Genomic DNA, 18584 nt, shown 5'->3' on the forward strand with positions numbered 1-18584 from the left:
TTATAAAATTATTTCAGGATTATTTTCAACCCGTCGTATCCCATAAACACATTCTCAGGTAGCCGGGCCTGAATATCACGGTGTTTGCCAAAATTATGACTCGCATGAGTGAGAAATGCTTTTTCGGGTTGAATAGCTTCGATGACATTCAGTGCCTGTTCCAAATTAAAATGCGACAAGTGTTTCTCTTTACGTAGCGCATTCACAATAAAAATACGTGAACCTGCAATTTTTTCCATCTCTTTATCCGGAATATAATTTGTGTCGGTCACATAGGTTAAATCCCCTACCCTGAAGCCTAAAACAGGCAATTTATGGTGGTAGCAACGAATAGGTGTAAACCGGATGTCTTCTATTTCAAATGGGGTTTCGTCAATGAGATGCAGCTTCATTTCAGGAATTCCCGGGTATTTATTTTCTGAAAATACGTAGTCGAAAATTCGTTTAATGGATTCCTGCACTCGTTTTTCGGCATAAATATCGGTAGGATGTTTTTGCACCCAGTTAAAGGAACGAATATCGTCAAGTCCCAAAACATGATCGGCGTGTTCGTGCGTAATCAGTATTGCACGCAGCGTTTTTACACTTTCGCGCAACATTTGCTGCCTGAAATCGGGGCCGGCATCGATTACAAAATTATGGTCGTTAATTTTCAGTAGCAACGAGGAACGTAACCTTTTGTCTTTTTCGTCTATGGATTGGCAAACCGGGCAATCGCAGGCAATAACCGGCACCCCCTGCGAAGTTCCGGTGCCCAGAAATGTTGCTTCAATTTTTAAATTTTGATGGTGCATCCTGCAAATTTAATAATTGCTGTGGCTAAACCGTGATTATGCTTATTTTTACAAAAAAGTTATTGTATGGCAAAACTGTATCTCATTCCCAATTTACTTAGCGAAGGCGACTGGCAGAATGTACTGCCTGCACATGTGTTACCGGTATTAACCCAAACCCGGTATTTTATAGTGGAGAATATCCGCACTGCCCGCAGGTTTATGAAGCGGGTGAACCAGGCCATTGAAATTGATGATCTTACTTTTTTCGAACTCAACAAACACACACCATCCAACGAAATTCCTTCCTTTTTAAATCCACTGGAAAAAGGCGAAGATATTGCGGTAATTTCAGAAGCTGGTTGCCCGGGTGTGGCCGACCCTGGAGCAGAAATTGTAAAACTTGCTCACCATAAAAGAATGGAAGTGGTGCCGTTAACCGGCCCATCGTCAATAATACTTTCACTAATGGCATCGGGGCTCAATGGCCAGAATTTTGCATTTAACGGGTACTTGCCGGTTAAATCTGCTGAACGTGCGAAAGCAGTAAAAGTACTCGAGAAAAAAGCCAAAATTGAACAACAAACGCAAATCTTTATAGAAACTCCTTACCGCAACAATCAGCTGATAAGTGATTTACTAAAAATGTGTTCGTCTGCCACATTGCTTTGCATTGCCGCCAATCTTACGGGCGAAAATGAATTTATTGCCACCAGGCCAATTGGCGAATGGAAAAAGGGTGTGCCCGACTTGAATAAACAGCCGGCAATCTTCTTAATCGGGTATTGATAAAATATTAAAATTGACAATCAGATGAGACGGGCATCTTTCAGCAGTTGAAATTCATATTCAAAATTGGGTGTAAAAACTCCTTTCCCGAGTAGTTTCTCAATCTGCCCGGGTGTCCAGAACCTGGCTTCTTCCACTTCGTCAGAATGAACCCGGTAGTTTTTGAAATCTTGCGTAACAAAAAAATAAACGAGTTCGGCTTCCACCTCCGATTCCCATTTATATACTTTCTTTAAACTGGCCGAAAAACCTTTCAACCCGATTTCTTCAAAAGCCTCCTTCTCCAATGCCTTTTCAAGTGTTTCGCCTGCTGAAATGTGGCCTCCAACAGCCGTATCCCATTTTCCGGGCTGAATGAGTTTTGAATGGGGGCGTTTTTGAAGCAGAATCGCTCTCCTGGGGTTTATAACATGCATGTGCACAACCGGATGTAACATTTTGCTTCCATTATGCACCTGGCTGCGTGGTGCCTGTCCGGTAATTTTGCCTTTCTCGTCCACCAGCGGAACCCACTCTTCATTTTCTGCTTTTTTCAGTTTCGTTTTCTGGTTTAAAAACTCATAAAAAAAGTAAACCGCAAACAGAATGTAAAAAAGTCCGCCGCTAATAAATGCCCACGCCTCTTTGCTCATGAAAAAGGTGGCGTAAAAAACCAGCAGCGTATGGGCAGCAAAAATATAGAACAACGATTTCAGGCTTTTCCGCATTTGTGCCAACTGGGCTTCGGTATATTGCACACCTTTCATGTAGCGTTTGCCCATTAACCCAATAATATTTAATTGTGAAAATGCTGAAACTCCAAGAATTGCAACCAGAATGAGTTCAATCAGCCCGGGTTTGAGTTTGAAAAACAGATCGTTTTCGAGCAAGACAGAAACACCGCCGAGAATCACCAGCAACAAAGTATCGAAAAGTATGAACTTATCGAACTTTTTTTCTTTGAAACCCACCCAGGCCATTTCCAGTACTCCCACTCCCACTGCCACAAACAGCCCGGTTTTGGTGCCCCAGATTTCGTCCGCTGCAATAAAAACAAAAAGCGGAATAAAACCCGGAAGTAGTTTTTTAAGAAGTTCAGCCCTGGACATCAGGAGAAAAAGTTTGGATAGTTAGTCTTCTTCCTCTTCTTCCGGAATTTCTGCAGGGTACACTTTATATACTTCCACTTCCATCATAAGCGGAGTGAAGCCGCCAACACCTGTTGCTCCGTATTGGCCAAACCCAAGCTGTGAGTCAAAAATCAATAATGATTTGGTACCCGTTTGCATGTAGGTAAGCGCTTCATTCAAACTTCTCAATTGCTCAATATATTCGGCACTGGAACTCAGGTTACTGGGGTGTTGAACCCTCATTTCCAGAGGCTCGTAACGACCTGTACCTACAACATGCGTACTGTCAAGAGTCCACATGTCGAAAAATATCTGCACCTCGTCGCCAATTTTTATTGTATCCCCTGTACCCTGTTCCAGTTCTTTGTAGTACAAACCTGTTGCGTTAGGTTCCAATTCAGGATATGTGCTCCGGATAAATTCATCCAGTTTCTTCAATTCATTTTCTCTTTGCTTTTCAAAATCATTATCCTTGCAAGCAAAAAAAGCAACGGCAAAAAATGTCAAAATCAATCCGGTTACTATGCGTTTCATTAACTTTCAGTTTTAAAAAATTCTAAATTATTCTTGTGAAGGTTTTATATCAAACAGTTCAATTACAAAAACCAGTGTTTCGTAAGGAGGAACAACTCCATATCCTTCGCTTCCGTAAGCGAATTCAGAAGGAATCATAGCCTGAACTTTTGCGCCTTCGTTCATCACTTTCATCACATCGTCCCAGCCGGCAATAAACGGCGGATTTTCCAAAACAAACTCCATTTTACCATCTTCCGAGTTTATTTCAGAGGAGTCGAAAATCGTTCCGTCTATAAAATATCCGGCATATCCCACAGTGAGCGTATCGCCCGGCTGGGCAAAATCACCATCGCCGTCCTCAATTCTCACGTAATAAATTCCCATTTCGGTGGTGTCGATATCGTGTCCCTTTGCAACCAATGAATCGAGATAGGTTTTTAACTTTACTTTTTCAATTGCTGCTGTGTTTATATCTCTATCGTCATCGGTGTCGAGGCACGATGACATAAAGAGTGTTGAAAACACCCCGGCGATAAGCATAAATAGTACTTTTGTCTTCATTTTTGTTTGTCTTTTAAATTTCCGTTTTCAATAACAGATGCTTATACTCATCTAAAAGTTGCCTGAACTTTTCAATTGTTTCCTGCAAAGTTTGTTTCGATTCTCCGCCGGCCGCGTTCAGGTGGCCTCCGCCATCAAAATATTTTTCTGAGAAAGAGTTGGCCGGAAAATTTCCTTTTGACCGAAACGAAGCTTTGACGTGATCCTTCTTTTCAATAAACAACGCACTGAAAACAATATTATTTACCGACAGCGGATAATTTACAAATCCTTCGGTATCACCAGGCTGAAATTCAAATTCATCCAGCTCTTTTTGCGAAATATAAATCATGGCCGCCCGGTGTTCCGGAAATATTTCCATTTTTTCGTTCAGGCAATACCCAAGCAGTTTCATGCGCTTGGCAGAATAATTATGGTAAATATTGGCCTGAATCTTTTCCGGTTTAATTCCTGTTCCAATCAATTTTGCAACCACTTCAAAAGTATTGGGATTTGAAATATTGTGACTAAACGAACCGGTATCGGTCATTATTCCAGTAAAAAGCGCCTCGGCTGATGCCTGGTTGATGTAATTATCCAGTCCGATTTTTTTTACCACATCGAAAATCAATTCAGCTGTTGAACTGTATTTGGGTTCGGAAACCAGAAAATCGGCAAAATCGCCAGGATCCGGATGATGATCTATCATAATGGAAGGTTTTGAAAAACCGGTGAGAATATCCTCCATTTTGGCAGCGCGTTTAGGTTCGTTAAAATCAACGCAAATCAGTATTCCGGCATTTTCTATGATGTTTTTGGCCCGTTTCTTTTTACGCTCATAAATCAGGATTTCAATTTCGGTTGAAAACCATTTCAAAAAGGCGGGATAGTCATTCGGGCTTATAATTTTCACGCTGTGCCCAAAATTGCACAGTATTTCACCCAGTCCTATTGCCGAGCCAATTGCGTCACCATCGGGGTTTTCGTGTGGTACAATAACCACGTTTCCAGGCTTTGATTTCAAAACCTCCCCGATTGATGTAAAAATCTCATTTCCAGTATTTTCCAAAATCATCAAAATTAGAATTGACAAAGATAAAAAAACTCAATCGGGCGCAAAGGCTATTCTTCCCAATTTTTGTTAATATTGCGAACAATTAGAAATTTTAAAAATCTTACAGATATGGCAGGAAACCTGACACTGACAATGATTAAACCCACGGCATTCAATAAAAATTACACCGGGGCCATTTTAAAAATGATAAATGAAGCAGGCTTTACCATTAAAGCCATGAAGTTAACGCAGCTAACCCCGCAGCAGGCCGGCACTTTTTATGCGGTACACAAGGGAAAACCGTTTTACGATTCGCTTGTAAGTTTTATGAGTTCGGGACCTTTAGTGGCGGTGTTGCTTGAAAAAGAAAACGCAGTGGAGGAATTCCGCAATTTTATTGGTGCAACCAACCCTGAAAAAGCCGAAGAGGGAACCATCAGGAAACTTTATGGAACCAGCCTTCAGCAAAATGCCGTACACGGTTCCGACAGCGATGAAAATGCAAAAGTTGAAGCTGAATTTTTCTTTTCGAAACTGGAAAGATTTTAAAAGCCCAGAGATCCCTGAAATTTCTCAAGAAACAATTATTTCAGAAATACAAAAGAGATGTGCAGTTGCACATCTCTTTTGTACATTTTATTTGAATACAATTTTGGTTACCATCTCCTCGCCTGCCAAGTCATTCAATCGTTTTCTGATGTCTTCACGCATCATCAGCAGCTCGTTTTTTACAACCGGCGAACTTACTTCAACAAACAAAATACCTTTTGACAAATAAATATTGCGTGTGTACCTTGCAATGGTTTTCCCCAGGGCTTCTTCCCACGACTGCACAACGTCCACCTCTTTCAGTTTGCGCTCCATCCTCATTTCTTTGATGTAGCTGCGCAGTGCTTCGGCCAGTGATTGTGTATTGCTTCTTCTCATTATTTCAATTCAATTTTTCCTGCGTTGACCTGAAAAATACGGTATCCGGTATCAATTTTTTCCAGCATTACATCGAGGTGTTCGCGGTTGGTGTCAGTGATAAAAATCTGCCCAAACTGTTCGTCAGATACAAGTTTCACAATTTGTTCCACCCGGTTGCTGTCCAGTTTGTCGAAAATATCGTCGAGCAACAAAATTGGGTTCATGCCCGAAATTTCTTTTATAAAATCGAATTGGGCCAGCTTAAGTGCCACAAGGAAAGTTTTTTTCTGCCCTTGCGACCCCAATTTTTTAATCGGAAATTCATCAATATTAAAAACCAGATCATCTTTGTGAACACCTGCCGATGTGTATTGCACCAGGCGGTCTTTGGGCAACGAATCATTGAGTAATTTTTCAAAATCGTGCTCGTACAAATCAGACTGGTGTGTTAGCCCCACTTTTTCATTTTCCTGCGAAATGTAGGAATAATACTGCTGAAAAACCGGTATTAATTTTTTAACGAATTTTTGCCGCTCGGTATGAATACGTGTACCATATTCAATAAGCTGATTGTCCCACACCGAGAGCAGTTCAGCTTCGAAATAGCGCTCGGCAGCAAACTGCTTCAGCAGGTTATTTCTTTGCTGCAAAGCGCGGTTATATTTCAGCAAATCGTCGAGGTAATTCTGGTTAAACTGCGAAATCACGCCATCCATAAATTTTCGGCGCTCGTCGCTGCCACCCAAAATCAGGTTCACATCCGAAGGGGTAATCATTACCAGCGGCAGCAAACCAATGTGTTCGGCCAGCCGTTTGTAAATTTTCGAGTTGCGCTTAAACTGTTTTTTCTGGCCTTTTTTCAATCCGCAGGTAATATTTTCGTTGGAGCTCAGCCGTTTGTAGTTTCCGTTGAGCATAAAAAACTGCTCAGCGTGATTAATATTAAACTGATCCACAGTGGTGAAAAAACTTTTGCAAAACGAAAGGTAATAAACGGCATCCATCAGGTTGGTTTTACCTGCTCCGTTATTTCCTATCAAGCAATTTAGCCTGGGCGAAAATTCAACCTGAACATCTTTCAGGTTCTTAAAATTTACAATTGAAATCTCTTCAATGTACATCATTAAATCTCCTAGTATCAAAAGAACAAAACTAACGAATTTTCGAAGGTTTTTGAGCACAAACAACAAATTCGTGTTAATAACAATTTCCTGTTGATTAATATTCAAATTTATACTTCCATTTTCCATGTGGTTTATAAAAAAAAGCTATTTTTGCGGCACAATTTGAAAAAGAAGGACATGGCAAAGAAAAAAGCTCAGCAAGATGACAATTTACAGGAACTTGAGAGCGCGTTAACGAAAACAGAACGTTTTATAGAAGAAAACCAAAAGCCCATTACTTATGCGGTTGGTGCAGTTATTATACTGGTTGTTGCTTACTTGAGTTTCAGTAAATTTTATTTGCAGCCACGCCAGGAAGAGGCGCAGTCACAAATGTTTATGGCCGAGAGCTATTTTGAAAAAGACTCGTTTAACCTGGCCATAAACGGTGATGGCAATTACCTCGGGTTTCTGGATATTATTGACGATTATGGAATGACCAAATCGGCCAACCTGGCAAAATACTACACTGGTATTTCGTACCTGCATCTTGGTCAGTATGAAGATGCCCTTGGTTACCTGAACGATTTCGAAACCAAAGATTTATTGCTTGGGCCCATTGCTGAAGGTGCCAAAGGCGATGCCAAGCTCGAGCTGGGCAATACTGATGAAGCGCTGAAACATTATAAAAAAGCGTATTCAATGAACGATAATGAGCTGACTTCACCCATCTACATGATGAAAGCTGCCAATTTGCTCGAATCGATGGATGAACTGGAAGACGCGCTGGCACTTTATAAAGAAATTAAACAGAAATACCCGGATTCAACTGAAGGCCGTAATATTGAAAAATATATTTCACGGGTTGAAATAAAGCTGGGTTAATTTTTTTGATAAAATAACTTTCGGCCCCTCATTACTTGAGGGGTTTTTTATTTATAAGAAATGGCAACAAAAGATCTTTCGCAATACGATACAAAATCAGTTCCTTCAGCAGAAAAAATGCGGTTTGGAATTGTAGTGGCCGAATGGAACCTTGAAGTTACATCGGCACTGGCCGAAGGTGCAGTTAATACCCTGAAAAAACACGGGGCAAGTGATGAAAACATTAAAGTAAAATTTGTTCCCGGAAGTTTTGAATTACCACTGGGTGCACAGTATTTTGCCGAAATGGATAACATTGATGCCGTACTACTGCTCGGGTGCGTTATTCAGGGGGAAACCCGTCATTTCGACTTTATTTGCGACGGTGTTACCAAAGGCACAGTTGATTTGAACTTGAAGTTTAACAAACCTTTTGTTTTTGGTGTTTTAACCACCAATACCCAGCAACAGGCACTGGACCGTGCCGGGGGCAAACATGGTAACAAAGGCGACGAAGCAGCAGTTACAGCTATTAAAATGGTGGACTTAAAACAACAATTCAGGAAAAAAGCCAAAAGGGCTGGTTTCTGATTTTTTGCAAAAAAAGAGGATCTGCATTCACAAATCCTCTTTAAACAAAACTAAACTATTATAAAAAAAACTATCGCCTTCCACCCCTGCGCTGTTGCCAGCGTGCTCTCATGTTTTCAAGGTATTTTTCATATTTTCCCCATTGCTCTTCGGTGAGGATGTCTTTCATTTTTTCATTTTGCTCTGCTCTAATCTCACCCATTTTTTCGCGAATTGCTCCAGCGTCACTACCCTGAATTTCATCACGAAGGGCACTCATTTTTTGCCCGGTTTCAAGATTTAATTCATAAACCTTTTGTTCCTGTTCCTCGTTCAATTCAAGCGTATCTTTCAACATATCCGTCTGACGCCTGGCCATTTGTTCAGGGTCAAAATTCCGTTGGCCCCGGGGCTGAGCTATTCCCGCCAAGGAAACCAGCATAATCGACAACAATATAATTCCAAACTTTTTCATCTCTTAATTTTTTAATATTTATAGTGTTATGACTCCCCCGGAAGAAAATAGTTTAATACTGAACCAGAATAAATTTCAGTATATAAAATTCATATTTACACCCAAAATATCTGCAGCACTCCAAAGGCTGTTTGATTTCTTCTTTTCCAGAGCGTAATACAACTTTAAACCGAAATGTTCTTTTTGAATAGTTTTTACCCCTGCGTAAAAGCGGGCAAGATGGAGTTTGTCCGGCTGGAATTTGTAAAATGTTTCGATGGAGGTGTAGAACCGGAGATTCCCAGCTCTGCGGATTTCGGGAAAATTAACATTCATTATTTGCCGGTGTCTGAAATGATCATCTGCTTTGTCCAGGAAACGATATTCAATTCTGTTTGAAAAAAACCAATTAAAATTTCCTGTGCTAACCAACAGGTTTCCATACAACATAGGCCTTTTTTCCCGGAGCCATCCGTACTCTTTTCTCATCCAAAGCAGGCGGCCCCCTCCGCCAATTTCAAACCAACGGGTAAGTTTGTGTTCAAGCGTAATGTCTGCGTATTGTAAATCAATGCTATTGGTTTTTGGTGTGTATTGAATTTTTTCTGAAACCCCAAGAGTTGCATTTTCCATTATTTTAACATCCAATGCATTTAGGTTCCAAAACTGAAATATCCGTTCCTGGGAAGAAGAAATTAAAAAGGACAGCAGAAATAAAACCGATACCAAAAACCTTGACATAATTTTGCAATTACGAGAAGTATCAAATATAAATAAAAGATTGAAAAACTGGCTTTAAACTGCCTTGTTTCAAATACTTCCTTAATGGATTGTTGACATAAAAAAATGCCGGCTTAGACATCTGCTAAACCGGCATTAATTTATGAAAATGATATTTTTATTTTTTAGGTGGCTGCATTCCTTTCTGTTTGGCCACTTCTTCCAGTCGTTTTTGAAATTTCGATTTTTTCACGGGTTTCTTTTTGTTCACCTGTAACTGCGCCCTGATTTTACTTTCGTCAATCGTTGAGCGAATAATATAGGTTTGACCGATTGTTATTACGTTGGCCAGGAAATAGTAGTAGCTCAATCCTGATGAATAATTATTCAGGATAAACAGAAACATAACAGGCATCATGTACATCATTGTTTTCATGCCGGGCATTCCCTGCGAGGTGGTAGCCTGCTGGTTCAGCTTTGTTGATATAATTGTGGTTACCGTCATCAACAAGCAGAAGAGACTTACATGATCGCCGTAAAACGGAATCTCAAACGGGAGATTTAAGATTGAATCGTAGGTAGATAAATCATGGGCCCAAAGGAAACTCTCCTGCCGCAGCTCAATTGAGTTCGGATAGAAAAAGAACATGGCAATAAGAATTGGAAATTGCAGCAGCATTGGCAAACATCCTCCCATGGGATTTACTCCCGCTTTTTTGTAGAGGTTCATGGTTGCCTGTTGCCTTTCCATGGCCTTATCCTTGGGAATTTTCTTATTGATATCGTCAATTTCAGGTTTCAGTGCCCGCATTTTTGCTTGCGAAACGTAGGATTTGTAGGTGAACGGGAAAAGAACCGTTTTAATTAAAACAGTAAGAACTAAAATTATGATACCAAAGTTGGAAATGTATTTCCGCAGGAAGTTAAATATGGGAATAATAATGTATTTGTTCACCGGCCTCACAATGGCGTAGCCCAGGTAAACCAGTCGTTCGAGATCGAGATCGTACTGTTTAAGTGTCTGGTAATGGTTGGGACCAAAATAAATTTGCATGTCCATGCTTTCGCTCGTTGCACCCTGGTACGGAAAGGCAATATCAGCATGAAAATTGGCCAGGTACTCAGGGTTTTCCTCGTATTTGTCGGAACGAACAAATGCATTCGGGAACGCATCCTCGGCAATGATTGTAGAATTGAAAAAGAGCTGTTTAAATCCAATCCATTTCACACGTGTTGTCAGGTCCTCTTCGTCCGATTTGTTTTTTGACAGCTCATCCACATCATCTTCAAAAAACTTGTAGTTGATATTGGTGTAGCGGTCTTCCCCAAATCGTGAAGGGCGCTCCTGGCGCGGTACATCAAACGACCAGGTGAAATTCAGGTACGATTGATTGGCTGCAATGTACTGCTCCATACCCTGCAGGTTCACATCAAAGTCAATCATAAAAGAGTTGTGTTTCAGTGTGTAAACATATTCCATGTACCTGTCGGGGGCCACTTCAAGCCGAAAAACCGCCGATTTTTCTTCGCCGGGATTTTCATTGTTAAATTTCAGGCGACCTTCATTTCCGGTAGAAACTTCCGGTCCTGAAACAACCAGGGATTGCTGGGTAAACGAAGGTTCGAAAAATAACTGGTCGGTTTGGATACTTCGGTTTTGGGCAAAAAAGCTTAACCCGAATTGTGTCTCATCTCCATCAAAAAGAATTAGAGGAAGCGAATCGTGGGTTTGGTAATCTTTCAGTTCTACGGAATAAATTCTGCCGCCTTTGTTGGTTAGGGTTATTTTCAGCAGGTTATTTTCAATGGTGTAAAATTCCTGATCGCCAATAGCTGCTTTACCAAAAACGCCAAATTCATCAATTTTTTGTTGCAATTCAGCATCAGCATTAATTGTATCAGGCAACACAGTTTCTGAAAGTGTTTCTTCACTCTGTTGTTCTGCTTGTTGCTGTTCCAGTGCCTTTTTTTCAGCTTCAACCTGGGCAATGGAATCGCGTCGTCGTTTGGCAGCTTCAATATCCTCTTCCGAGGGTTGGTTCATGATTGAAAATACGATCAGAATCCCAAAAATGAGAATGATGCCAATTATAGAATTTTTATCCATTTTTTTCTTTAACTAACGAGTTTTTAATAAAGTCAACAAAAAGCGGATGCGGGTTTAGTACGGTGCTTTTATATTCGGGGTGAAACTGAACGCCAACAAACCATTTGTGTGTTGGGATTTCAACAATTTCCACCAAATCGGTTTCAGGGTTAACACCAACCGGAACCATGCCAGCTTCCTGAAATTGTTCCCTGAACGCATCGTTAAATTCATAACGGTGGCGGTGGCGCTCGTAAACAGTTAATTTATTGTATGCCTTTCCTGCATTCGAATTGGGGGCAATTATCCGGCACTCATAAGCTCCCAGCCGCATTGTTCCGCCATAATCGGTAATGCCTTTTTGGTGTTCCATTAAATCGATAACCGGATACGGCGTTTTCGGGTTCATTTCTGTTGAGTCGGCCCCTTTCAGGTTCAATACATTTTGGGCAAATTCAATAACGGCAACCTGCATGCCGAGGCAAATCCCCAGATATGGAATGTTATTTTCGCGGGCATAACGGGCGGCATGGATTTTACCGTCCATTCCGCGGTGCCCAAAACCCGGGGCAACAATTATTCCGTTTAAACCGGAAAGTGATTCTTCCAGGTTATCAGCCTGAAGCGATTCAGAATGAATCCACTCAATATTTACATCGCAATAATTAACTGCTCCTGCGTGTACAAGGGCTTCAGCAATTGATTTATAAGCATCGCGCAATTCCACGTATTTTCCAATTAAACCAATGGTTACTGAATGTTTCAGGTTTTTTAATTTATCCAGAAAATCGTTCCATGCACTTAAATCGATTTCTTCATTTATGGTTAGCCCCAGTTTTTTCAGAACAGTAATATCCAGCTTTTCTGAAAGCATTTTCAGCGGTACCTCATAAATGGTTGGCACATTTACCGATTGCACAACAGCATCTGGATCTACGTTGCAGAATAAAGCAACTTTCTCACGTATTGTGGTATCAATTTCATGTTCGGTGCGAAGTACCAGGATATCGGGCTGAATACCGGCTTCGAGCAACAGTTTTACAGAATGCTGAGTCGGTTTTGTTTTCAGCTCTCCGGTTGCTGCCAGGTAAGGAACCAGCGTAAGATGAATCACCAGTGCCCTTGAACCCAGTTCGCGCTTCAACTGCCTGACTGCCTCAATGTAGGGCAAAGACTCGATATCGCCAACAGTACCACCAATTTCGGTGATCACAATATCGTATTTCTTTTTTTGTCCGAGAATTTTTATCCGGCGTTTAATTTCATCAGTAATATGTGGTATAATCTGAACGGTTTTGCCCAGATAGTCGCCGTGTCTTTCTTTACTGATTACCGACTGATAAATTCTTCCGGTGGTAACATTGTTCGCCTGTGAGGTCGCTTCGTTCAAAAACCGCTCATAATGCCCTAAATCCAAATCGGTTTCTGCACCGTCCTCAGTAACAAAGCATTCGCCATGTTCATACGGATTAAGGGTGCCCGGGTCGATATTGATATAAGGATCAAGTTTCTGGATGGTTACACTGTAGCCCCTCGATTGGAGTAACTTTGCCAGTGAAGAGGCTAAAATTCCTTTGCCCAGTGAGGAAGTTACCCCTCCGGTTACGAATATGTATCTTGTATCAGACAATTTTAAAAGTTTTAACGTTTTTCAAAAGCCACAAAATTAATGAATAAAACTTATCTGAAAACTAAACCCTGATGAAATTGGATTATGGTTTAAATAAAGTAACACAAAACCCATTTTTATCAAAACCTGATTAACAATAATCAATTTGATTTCTTTTGAATATTTCAAAATTTATAATCAACTATTCGAAATACCCGACTCAATATTCAACTAAAGTTAGTTCAGTTATTAAAATTACCTCAACCTAAAGAAAAAAACCAACAACAAATGTAAACTATTTTGTACACAAATGTAATCAATCCTGTTATTCAGCTAATTGTATGGCGGTTTTAAATTTATTGAATAAGAGCATCCTTTAAATTTTGAATTTTGGGCTTCCGTTTTTTCAGGCGATTTTTTAACGGTGTATTTTAAATTTTTGCCCTTGGGAAGTTTGAATTCAATCCTGAATTTTTTCCTTGTTTTTAGCCTTACTCCACGATTTTTAACACCGCCAAACTGAACGTTTTCTATCAGTCTTACTGCCTCTTCGTCGCAACCTGCACCAAGTCCTTTTTCAACCGTAACATCCAATACATTGCCATTATCATCAATCGCTGCGGAAAGTTGCACACCCCCTTCGACCCTCTTCTGCAAAGCTTCTTCCGGATACTTCAGGTTTTCTTTTATGTATTTTTTGAATGCTTCTTTACCTCCCGGGTACTCGGGGAATTTTAAAAATTTCTTTTTTCGTTGATGCTGGTTCATTGCAATTCTATTTTTATCAAAGTAACAAAAAATCACAGGAAAAGACCTGCGGATTATCGCATTAGAATTGTTCGAAATTTTGAATTCCGTTAAAAAGTTGCCTGACGAAAATAAAAAAAGGCTGCCTGCGAGAAGTGCAAACAGCCCTATTTAAATGTTGTTTGTGGAAATTACCTGAATTCCTTATTAAGCTGTTCCACCCATTTTTTTATGCGATTAGAGGTCATCCTCGCCTGGTTTTCCTGGTCGATGGGCAATCCTACAAACTCATTGCCACGCTGAGCTTTTGATGATTCAAAAGTGTAATCCTCCACCGGAGTGTGTCCAATTACTTTACCTCCGCAATCTTCAATGATTTCTGCTAAAATCCCAATGGCATCGCAAAAATTCTCGGGATATCCTTTTTGGTCACCCAGCCCGAAAATGGCAAATTTTTTATCTTTCAAATCCATTTCTTCCAGGTCAGGCACAAACTCATCCCAGTAATTGGGCAATTCGCCGTCGAACCAGGTAGGTGCGCTCAAAATAAAATTATCATATTTTTCGAGTACTTCTTTATTAACTTCCTCGGCATTAATTGCTTCTACCTTAGTTTTACCAAAAGCATCAATAATTTTTTCTGATACCTTTTTCGATTTTTGGGTATGAAAGCTATAAATTATGGCTGTTTTTTTACTCATTATTAATCTGTTTTAATATTCTAACAATTTTTTAGCTGCATCATAAATCCGTTGCGTATCGGGCAAAATTGCCTTTTCCAGTGCTTTATGAAAGCCCACAGGTGTAAAAGTAGAACCTACTCTTCGCACGGGCGCATCCAGGTATTCAAATGCTTTTTCGGTTATCAGCGCGCTGATTTCACCTCCAAAGCCGCCAAATACTTTGTCTTCGTGTGCTACCAACACTTTGTTGGTTTTTTTCACCGATTCAAAAATTGCTTCTTCATCCAGCGGAATGAGCGATCGCAGGTCAATCACTTCCACACTGTAATCATCTTCACCGAGTTTTTCAGCAGCTTCTAAACTTAAATGGGTAGTATTGCCGTAAGTAATAATTGAAAGGTCCGCCCCTTCCTTGCGAACGCGCGCTTTGCCAAAAGGAACTTCGAAATCTTCGGGCACAACTGTTGCGGCCTTTGGATTTTGATACAATGATTTTGGCTCCATAAACATGGTGGGGCCTTCTGAGCGGATTGCAGTGCGCAGCAGGCCTGCTGCATCGTCGGCAAACGACGGATAAACAATACGCACACCGGGTATAGAAACCAAGGCCCCTTCAATGTTTTGGGAATGGTACAAACCGCCTCCGATGTAACCTCCCGAGGCAAGACGAATGACGATATTCGGGGCAAATTTTCCGTTCGACCTCCAGTAATCGTGACTTGTTTCCACATACTGTTCCATTGCCGGCCAGAAGTAATCGGCAAATTCAGCGCCTTCTACAACCACCCTGATTTTATTATTGAACCGGGACATGCCGTTGGCTGTACCCACAATAAAATCTTCAGCGATTGGCGCATTGAAAACCCGTGCTTTGCCAAATTCCTGCTGCAATCCTTTTGAAACATTAAAAATCCCTCCCTTGTCCTTGTTTGCCATATCCTGGCCGTAAAGGAAAGTATCCGGATTTTCTTTGAATTCAGCTTTCAGGGTTTCATTAAGGGCAGTAATCAGTTTTTTCTTTTCCCCTTCTTCGTTGTGGGTGCCGTCAGGGTATTTTTCGGCTTTGTAAGGTTCCGGCAAAACAAAATCGTAAATTGATTCGGGTTTGGGATCCGGGGCTTTTAAAGCCGATTTATGCGCTTTTTTAATTTCCTGCTTTGCCGCCTCTTCGATTTCCTGCAACTCCTCTTCAGTAAACCTTTCGTAACGGATAAGCATTCTCCTGAATTTTTCCAGCGGATCGTACTTTATCACATAGTTTCTTTCTGTATCACTTCTGTAAAGCTGATGATTATCGGAGTTGGAATGCGAGTGAATACGCACACAGTTGGCCTGCACAATTACCGGCCTGCTGTTTTCAATGGCATACTTTTTCGCCTCTTCCATCGTATTCATCGAGTCGAATACATCTTTTCCGTTACAGTGCATAATCCGGAGATGTTTAAATCCGGTAAAATTGTTGGCCACTTTCCGCTGGGCTGTTTGGTCTTTTTTGGGAACAGAAATTCCGTAACCATTATCCTGGACAACAAAAATCACAGGAAGTTCTTCTTTATCAGCCCCGTTATAAGCTTCATAAACAAATCCTTCACTTACTGATGATTCGCCCTGGTTGCTGATTGCAACAGCTTTTTCACCGTAATATTTTATGGCCCTGGCCACACCAACTGCATGCAGCGTATGGTTTCCGGTAAGCGAAGATACACTGTGGATATTCCACTCGGGCTTGGCAAAGTGATTCGACATGTGCCGGCCCCCACTGGAAGGATCCGTTGCTTTGGAAATACCGTTCAGGATTACCTCCTCGGTTGTCAGCCCCGAAGATAAAGCGGTAAGCATGTCGCGATAGTAAAGAAACATGTGGTCCTTTTTCTGCTCGAAAACCTGCCCCACTGCCAGTTGAATTCCATCATGCCCCGCATAGGGAGCATGGTACGACCAGCCAATGGCCTGTTTTAGATAATTGGGTGCTTTATCGTCGATAGCGCGGCCAATGGTCATTAACCGATACCACTTTTCAAGTGTTTTCTTCGGCGTTTTTTTAATAGTATGATTTTTTGGTACTTTTAAATCTTGCATATTATTTATCAGATTGAACGATTAATATCAAATTTTTCAAGGGTTTCAGCAATTTTGTGCAAAAATGCACCTCCAAGTGCTCCGTCAACCACGCGATGGTCGTATGACAGCGAAAGGAACATTTTGTGCCTGATTGCAATTACATCTCCCGACGGCGTTTCAAGTACGGCCGGTTTTTTCTCGATATTTCCGGTTGCCAGAATCGCTACCTGCGGCTGGTTTATAATTGGTGTGCCAATTATATTTTTGAATGTGCCGAAATTGGTAATTGAAAATGTTCCGCCCTGAATTTCTTCCGGTTTCAGTTTATTATTACGTGCAGCGTCGGCCAGGCGGTTTAATTCTTTTGTCAGCCCAACCAGATTTTTCTGCTCGGCATCCCTAACTACCGGTACAATAAGGTTTCCATCGGGTTTTGCTACTGCAATTCCAATATTTACTTTTTTCCGAAGTATGATTTTATCACCGTCAACCGATGAGTTTACCTGCGGAAATTCGGCCAGGGCAGCGGCGGCTGCTTCAATAAAGAATGGCATGAAAGTAATTTTCTCACCATGTTTCTTCTGGAAAGCTTCTTTATTTTTATTTCTCCACTGAACGATGTCAGTTACATCGGCTTCAATTACAGATGTAACATGAGGTGAAACCTGTTTTGACATCACCATGTGATCAGCAATCATTTTGCGCACACGGTCCATTTCAACCACTTCATCGCCATCGTTTACTGTAACCGGTGGAGCGGCTTTTTTCTCCGGTGCCGGAGCGGCAGCTTTTTCCTTCGTTTTTGCTTCAGAAGGTTTCGATTTTTTCTTGTTTTCAATATAATCCAGAAGGTCCTTTTTCTGAACTCTTCCATTTGCTCCTGAACCTTCAATCGTTTCCAGTTCATCGAGCGAAATATTCTCCTCTTTTGCTATTGTTTTTACAAGGGGTGAGTAGAACCGATTTGATTTTTCCCTGCTTTTATCAACTGATTCACCTGAAGTTTTTTCTGAACCTGAAGTATCTTTTTTGCTTTCCTCGTCGGATTTATCATCTTCTCTATCTTTTTCAGCGGATTCTTCTTTTCCAGTTTGCTGATCAGCTTTTTCATCCTCTTCTTCATCATCGCCATCTTCACCTTCCATCTCCACAATGGCAACCACCTCACCTACCGGCACAAGGCTGTCCGTTTCATGAAGAATTTTAGATATAGCACCATCCACAGGGGAAGGAATTTCTGAATCTACTTTGTCGGTAGCTACCTCAAAAAGCATATCATCCTCTTCGATAGTATCACCTTCCTTTACAAACCATTTGGTAATGGTGCCTTCCTGGATGCTTTCTCCAAGTTTTGGCATTACTATTTCAAATTTCGACATATTGTTTTAGTTTTTTATTTATTGTAATATTCGCTTTATTAAACATGATATAAATTGAAATGTTCACATTGCAATTTAATTCGTTATTCTTCACTTATTGAACCTCTGAAAATACAAAAAGAAAGTGACAATCGGAAAGAATAGCAACAATACAGAAATCGCTACTATATAAACAATGGTAAACAAACCCTGAAAATGTTTATTTAAATCATCGATAAACCGAATAGTTGTTTGAGAATGTAGATTTAACCCGGATTATTCACAAATAATCCCTATCTCTCCCGATGACTATCGGGACGACTAAGATTCAGTAAAACTTTTTTTTAAAAGTTCAACTTCATCTAAGTCGGGATTAACCTGAACTTTATTCATGTTTTTAAAATTTATGAATAGTTCAGTCTCTCCAAAAGTGGCTTTTTCCTCTTATATAAATACATTAAGTTTGAGATGCCGTGCAGTTGAGGCCGTTTTTAACACTGTTATATTATAACCTCGTTCAGTCTGGCTCTGGTTGACGGTGATCCGATAATTGATTATTTAGAAATCGTAAGGTAGACCACCTAATATGTAATTAGTCAACCGGGCACGGCAATTTCAAATTTAAAATTAAAACTATGA

At 40.6% G+C, this 18584-nt stretch carries 19 protein-coding genes; 4 read left to right on the forward strand and 15 right to left on the reverse strand.

Going from position 1 to position 18584, the window contains the following annotated elements; translation table 11 throughout:
• Positions 1 to 8: 8 nt before the first annotated feature.
• Positions 9 to 794 carry an MBL fold metallo-hydrolase gene (locus BUC07_RS04235; RefSeq protein ID WP_083578085.1) on the reverse strand — a complete coding sequence of 262 codons (786 nt, stop codon included), beginning with the start codon at positions 792 to 794 and terminating at the stop codon, positions 9 to 11.
• Positions 795 to 860: 66 nt separating this feature from the next.
• Here BUC07_RS04235 and BUC07_RS04240 point away from each other — a divergent pair, with 66 nt between their 5' ends.
• On the forward strand, positions 861 to 1562 hold the full coding sequence (locus BUC07_RS04240) for an SAM-dependent methyltransferase (RefSeq protein ID WP_073165992.1): 702 nt from the start codon (positions 861 to 863) through the stop codon (positions 1560 to 1562).
• Positions 1563 to 1582: 20 nt separating this feature from the next.
• Here BUC07_RS04240 and BUC07_RS21085 read toward each other — a convergent pair whose 3' ends face one another.
• Genes BUC07_RS21085 through BUC07_RS04260 form a run of 4 tightly spaced genes read right to left on the reverse strand, consistent with a single transcriptional unit; the run spans position 1583 to position 4802 of the window.
• Entirely contained in the window at positions 1583 to 2650 is a 1068-nt protein-coding gene (locus BUC07_RS21085) for an NUDIX domain-containing protein (protein ID WP_073165995.1), read from the reverse strand.
• Between the two features lie 21 nt (positions 2651 to 2671).
• Positions 2672 to 3205, reverse strand: a complete 534-nt coding sequence (locus BUC07_RS04250) for an FKBP-type peptidyl-prolyl cis-trans isomerase (RefSeq protein ID WP_073165997.1) — start codon at positions 3203 to 3205, stop codon at positions 2672 to 2674.
• A gap of 27 nt (positions 3206 to 3232) precedes the next feature.
• Positions 3233 to 3748 (reverse strand): FKBP-type peptidyl-prolyl cis-trans isomerase, encoded by a 516-nt coding sequence (locus BUC07_RS04255; RefSeq protein WP_083578086.1) that lies wholly within the window; start codon positions 3746 to 3748, stop codon positions 3233 to 3235.
• A 13-nt stretch (positions 3749 to 3761) separates the two neighbouring features.
• Positions 3762 to 4802, reverse strand: coding sequence for a DHH family phosphoesterase (locus tag BUC07_RS04260; RefSeq protein WP_073166003.1), 1041 nt, complete (start codon positions 4800 to 4802; stop codon positions 3762 to 3764).
• A 108-nt stretch (positions 4803 to 4910) separates the two neighbouring features.
• Here BUC07_RS04260 and BUC07_RS04265 point away from each other — a divergent pair, with 108 nt between their 5' ends.
• Positions 4911 to 5330, forward strand: a complete 420-nt coding sequence (locus tag BUC07_RS04265; RefSeq protein ID WP_073166006.1) for a nucleoside-diphosphate kinase — start codon at positions 4911 to 4913, stop codon at positions 5328 to 5330.
• Positions 5331 to 5417: 87 nt separating this feature from the next.
• On the opposite strand, the gene BUC07_RS04270 is transcribed toward BUC07_RS04265, so the two are convergent.
• Together BUC07_RS04270 and recF are read right to left on the reverse strand one after the other, a co-directional pair.
• Positions 5418 to 5708, reverse strand: a complete 291-nt coding sequence (locus BUC07_RS04270; RefSeq protein ID WP_073166009.1) for a DciA family protein — start codon at positions 5706 to 5708, stop codon at positions 5418 to 5420.
• Positions 5708 to 6814: a DNA replication/repair protein RecF gene (gene recF / locus BUC07_RS04275; protein ID WP_217652644.1), complete on the reverse strand. Its 1107-nt coding sequence runs from the start codon at positions 6812 to 6814 to the stop codon at positions 5708 to 5710. Before recF ends, BUC07_RS04270 begins: the two co-directional genes overlap by 1 nt.
• 177 nt (positions 6815 to 6991) lie before the next feature.
• Between recF and BUC07_RS04280 the strand changes: the two genes are divergently transcribed.
• Both BUC07_RS04280 and ribH read left to right on the forward strand, forming a co-directional pair.
• Positions 6992 to 7678 carry a tetratricopeptide repeat protein gene (locus BUC07_RS04280; RefSeq protein ID WP_073166094.1) on the forward strand — a complete coding sequence of 229 codons (687 nt, stop codon included), beginning with the start codon at positions 6992 to 6994 and terminating at the stop codon, positions 7676 to 7678.
• 60 nt (positions 7679 to 7738) lie between these two features.
• Positions 7739 to 8248 carry a 6,7-dimethyl-8-ribityllumazine synthase gene (gene ribH / locus BUC07_RS04285; RefSeq protein ID WP_073166012.1) on the forward strand — a complete coding sequence of 170 codons (510 nt, stop codon included), beginning with the start codon at positions 7739 to 7741 and terminating at the stop codon, positions 8246 to 8248.
• A gap of 70 nt (positions 8249 to 8318) precedes the next feature.
• Here ribH and BUC07_RS04290 read toward each other — a convergent pair whose 3' ends face one another.
• From BUC07_RS04290 to BUC07_RS04325, 8 genes are all read right to left on the reverse strand, one after another.
• Positions 8319 to 8702, reverse strand: a complete 384-nt coding sequence (locus tag BUC07_RS04290; RefSeq protein ID WP_139279465.1) for a DUF4890 domain-containing protein — start codon at positions 8700 to 8702, stop codon at positions 8319 to 8321.
• A gap of 75 nt (positions 8703 to 8777) precedes the next feature.
• Entirely contained in the window at positions 8778 to 9422 is a 645-nt protein-coding gene (locus tag BUC07_RS04295; RefSeq protein WP_073166018.1) for a DUF2490 domain-containing protein, read from the reverse strand.
• A 157-nt stretch (positions 9423 to 9579) separates the two neighbouring features.
• Entirely contained in the window at positions 9580 to 11508 is a 1929-nt protein-coding gene (gene yidC / locus BUC07_RS04300; protein WP_073166020.1) for a membrane protein insertase YidC, read from the reverse strand.
• Entirely contained in the window at positions 11501 to 13117 is a 1617-nt protein-coding gene (locus BUC07_RS04305) for a CTP synthase (RefSeq protein WP_073166023.1), read from the reverse strand. Before BUC07_RS04305 ends, yidC begins: the two co-directional genes overlap by 8 nt.
• 312 nt (positions 13118 to 13429) lie before the next feature.
• A complete protein-coding gene (locus BUC07_RS04310) occupies positions 13430 to 13864 on the reverse strand; it encodes an energy transducer TonB (RefSeq protein WP_073166026.1) in 435 nt (144 codons plus the stop codon).
• Positions 13865 to 14034: 170 nt separating this feature from the next.
• Positions 14035 to 14544: a flavodoxin gene (locus BUC07_RS04315; protein ID WP_073166029.1), complete on the reverse strand. Its 510-nt coding sequence runs from the start codon at positions 14542 to 14544 to the stop codon at positions 14035 to 14037.
• A 12-nt stretch (positions 14545 to 14556) separates the two neighbouring features.
• Positions 14557 to 16605: an alpha-ketoacid dehydrogenase subunit alpha/beta gene (locus tag BUC07_RS04320; RefSeq protein ID WP_073166032.1), complete on the reverse strand. Its 2049-nt coding sequence runs from the start codon at positions 16603 to 16605 to the stop codon at positions 14557 to 14559.
• A gap of 8 nt (positions 16606 to 16613) precedes the next feature.
• On the reverse strand, positions 16614 to 17966 hold the full coding sequence (locus tag BUC07_RS04325; protein WP_073166034.1) for a dihydrolipoamide acetyltransferase family protein: 1353 nt from the start codon (positions 17964 to 17966) through the stop codon (positions 16614 to 16616).
• Between the last annotated feature and the right edge of the window lie 618 nt (positions 17967 to 18584).

It is taken from the genome of Tangfeifania diversioriginum (assembly GCF_900141875.1).
GTDB classification, from domain to species: domain Bacteria; phylum Bacteroidota; class Bacteroidia; order Bacteroidales; family Prolixibacteraceae; genus Tangfeifania; species Tangfeifania diversioriginum.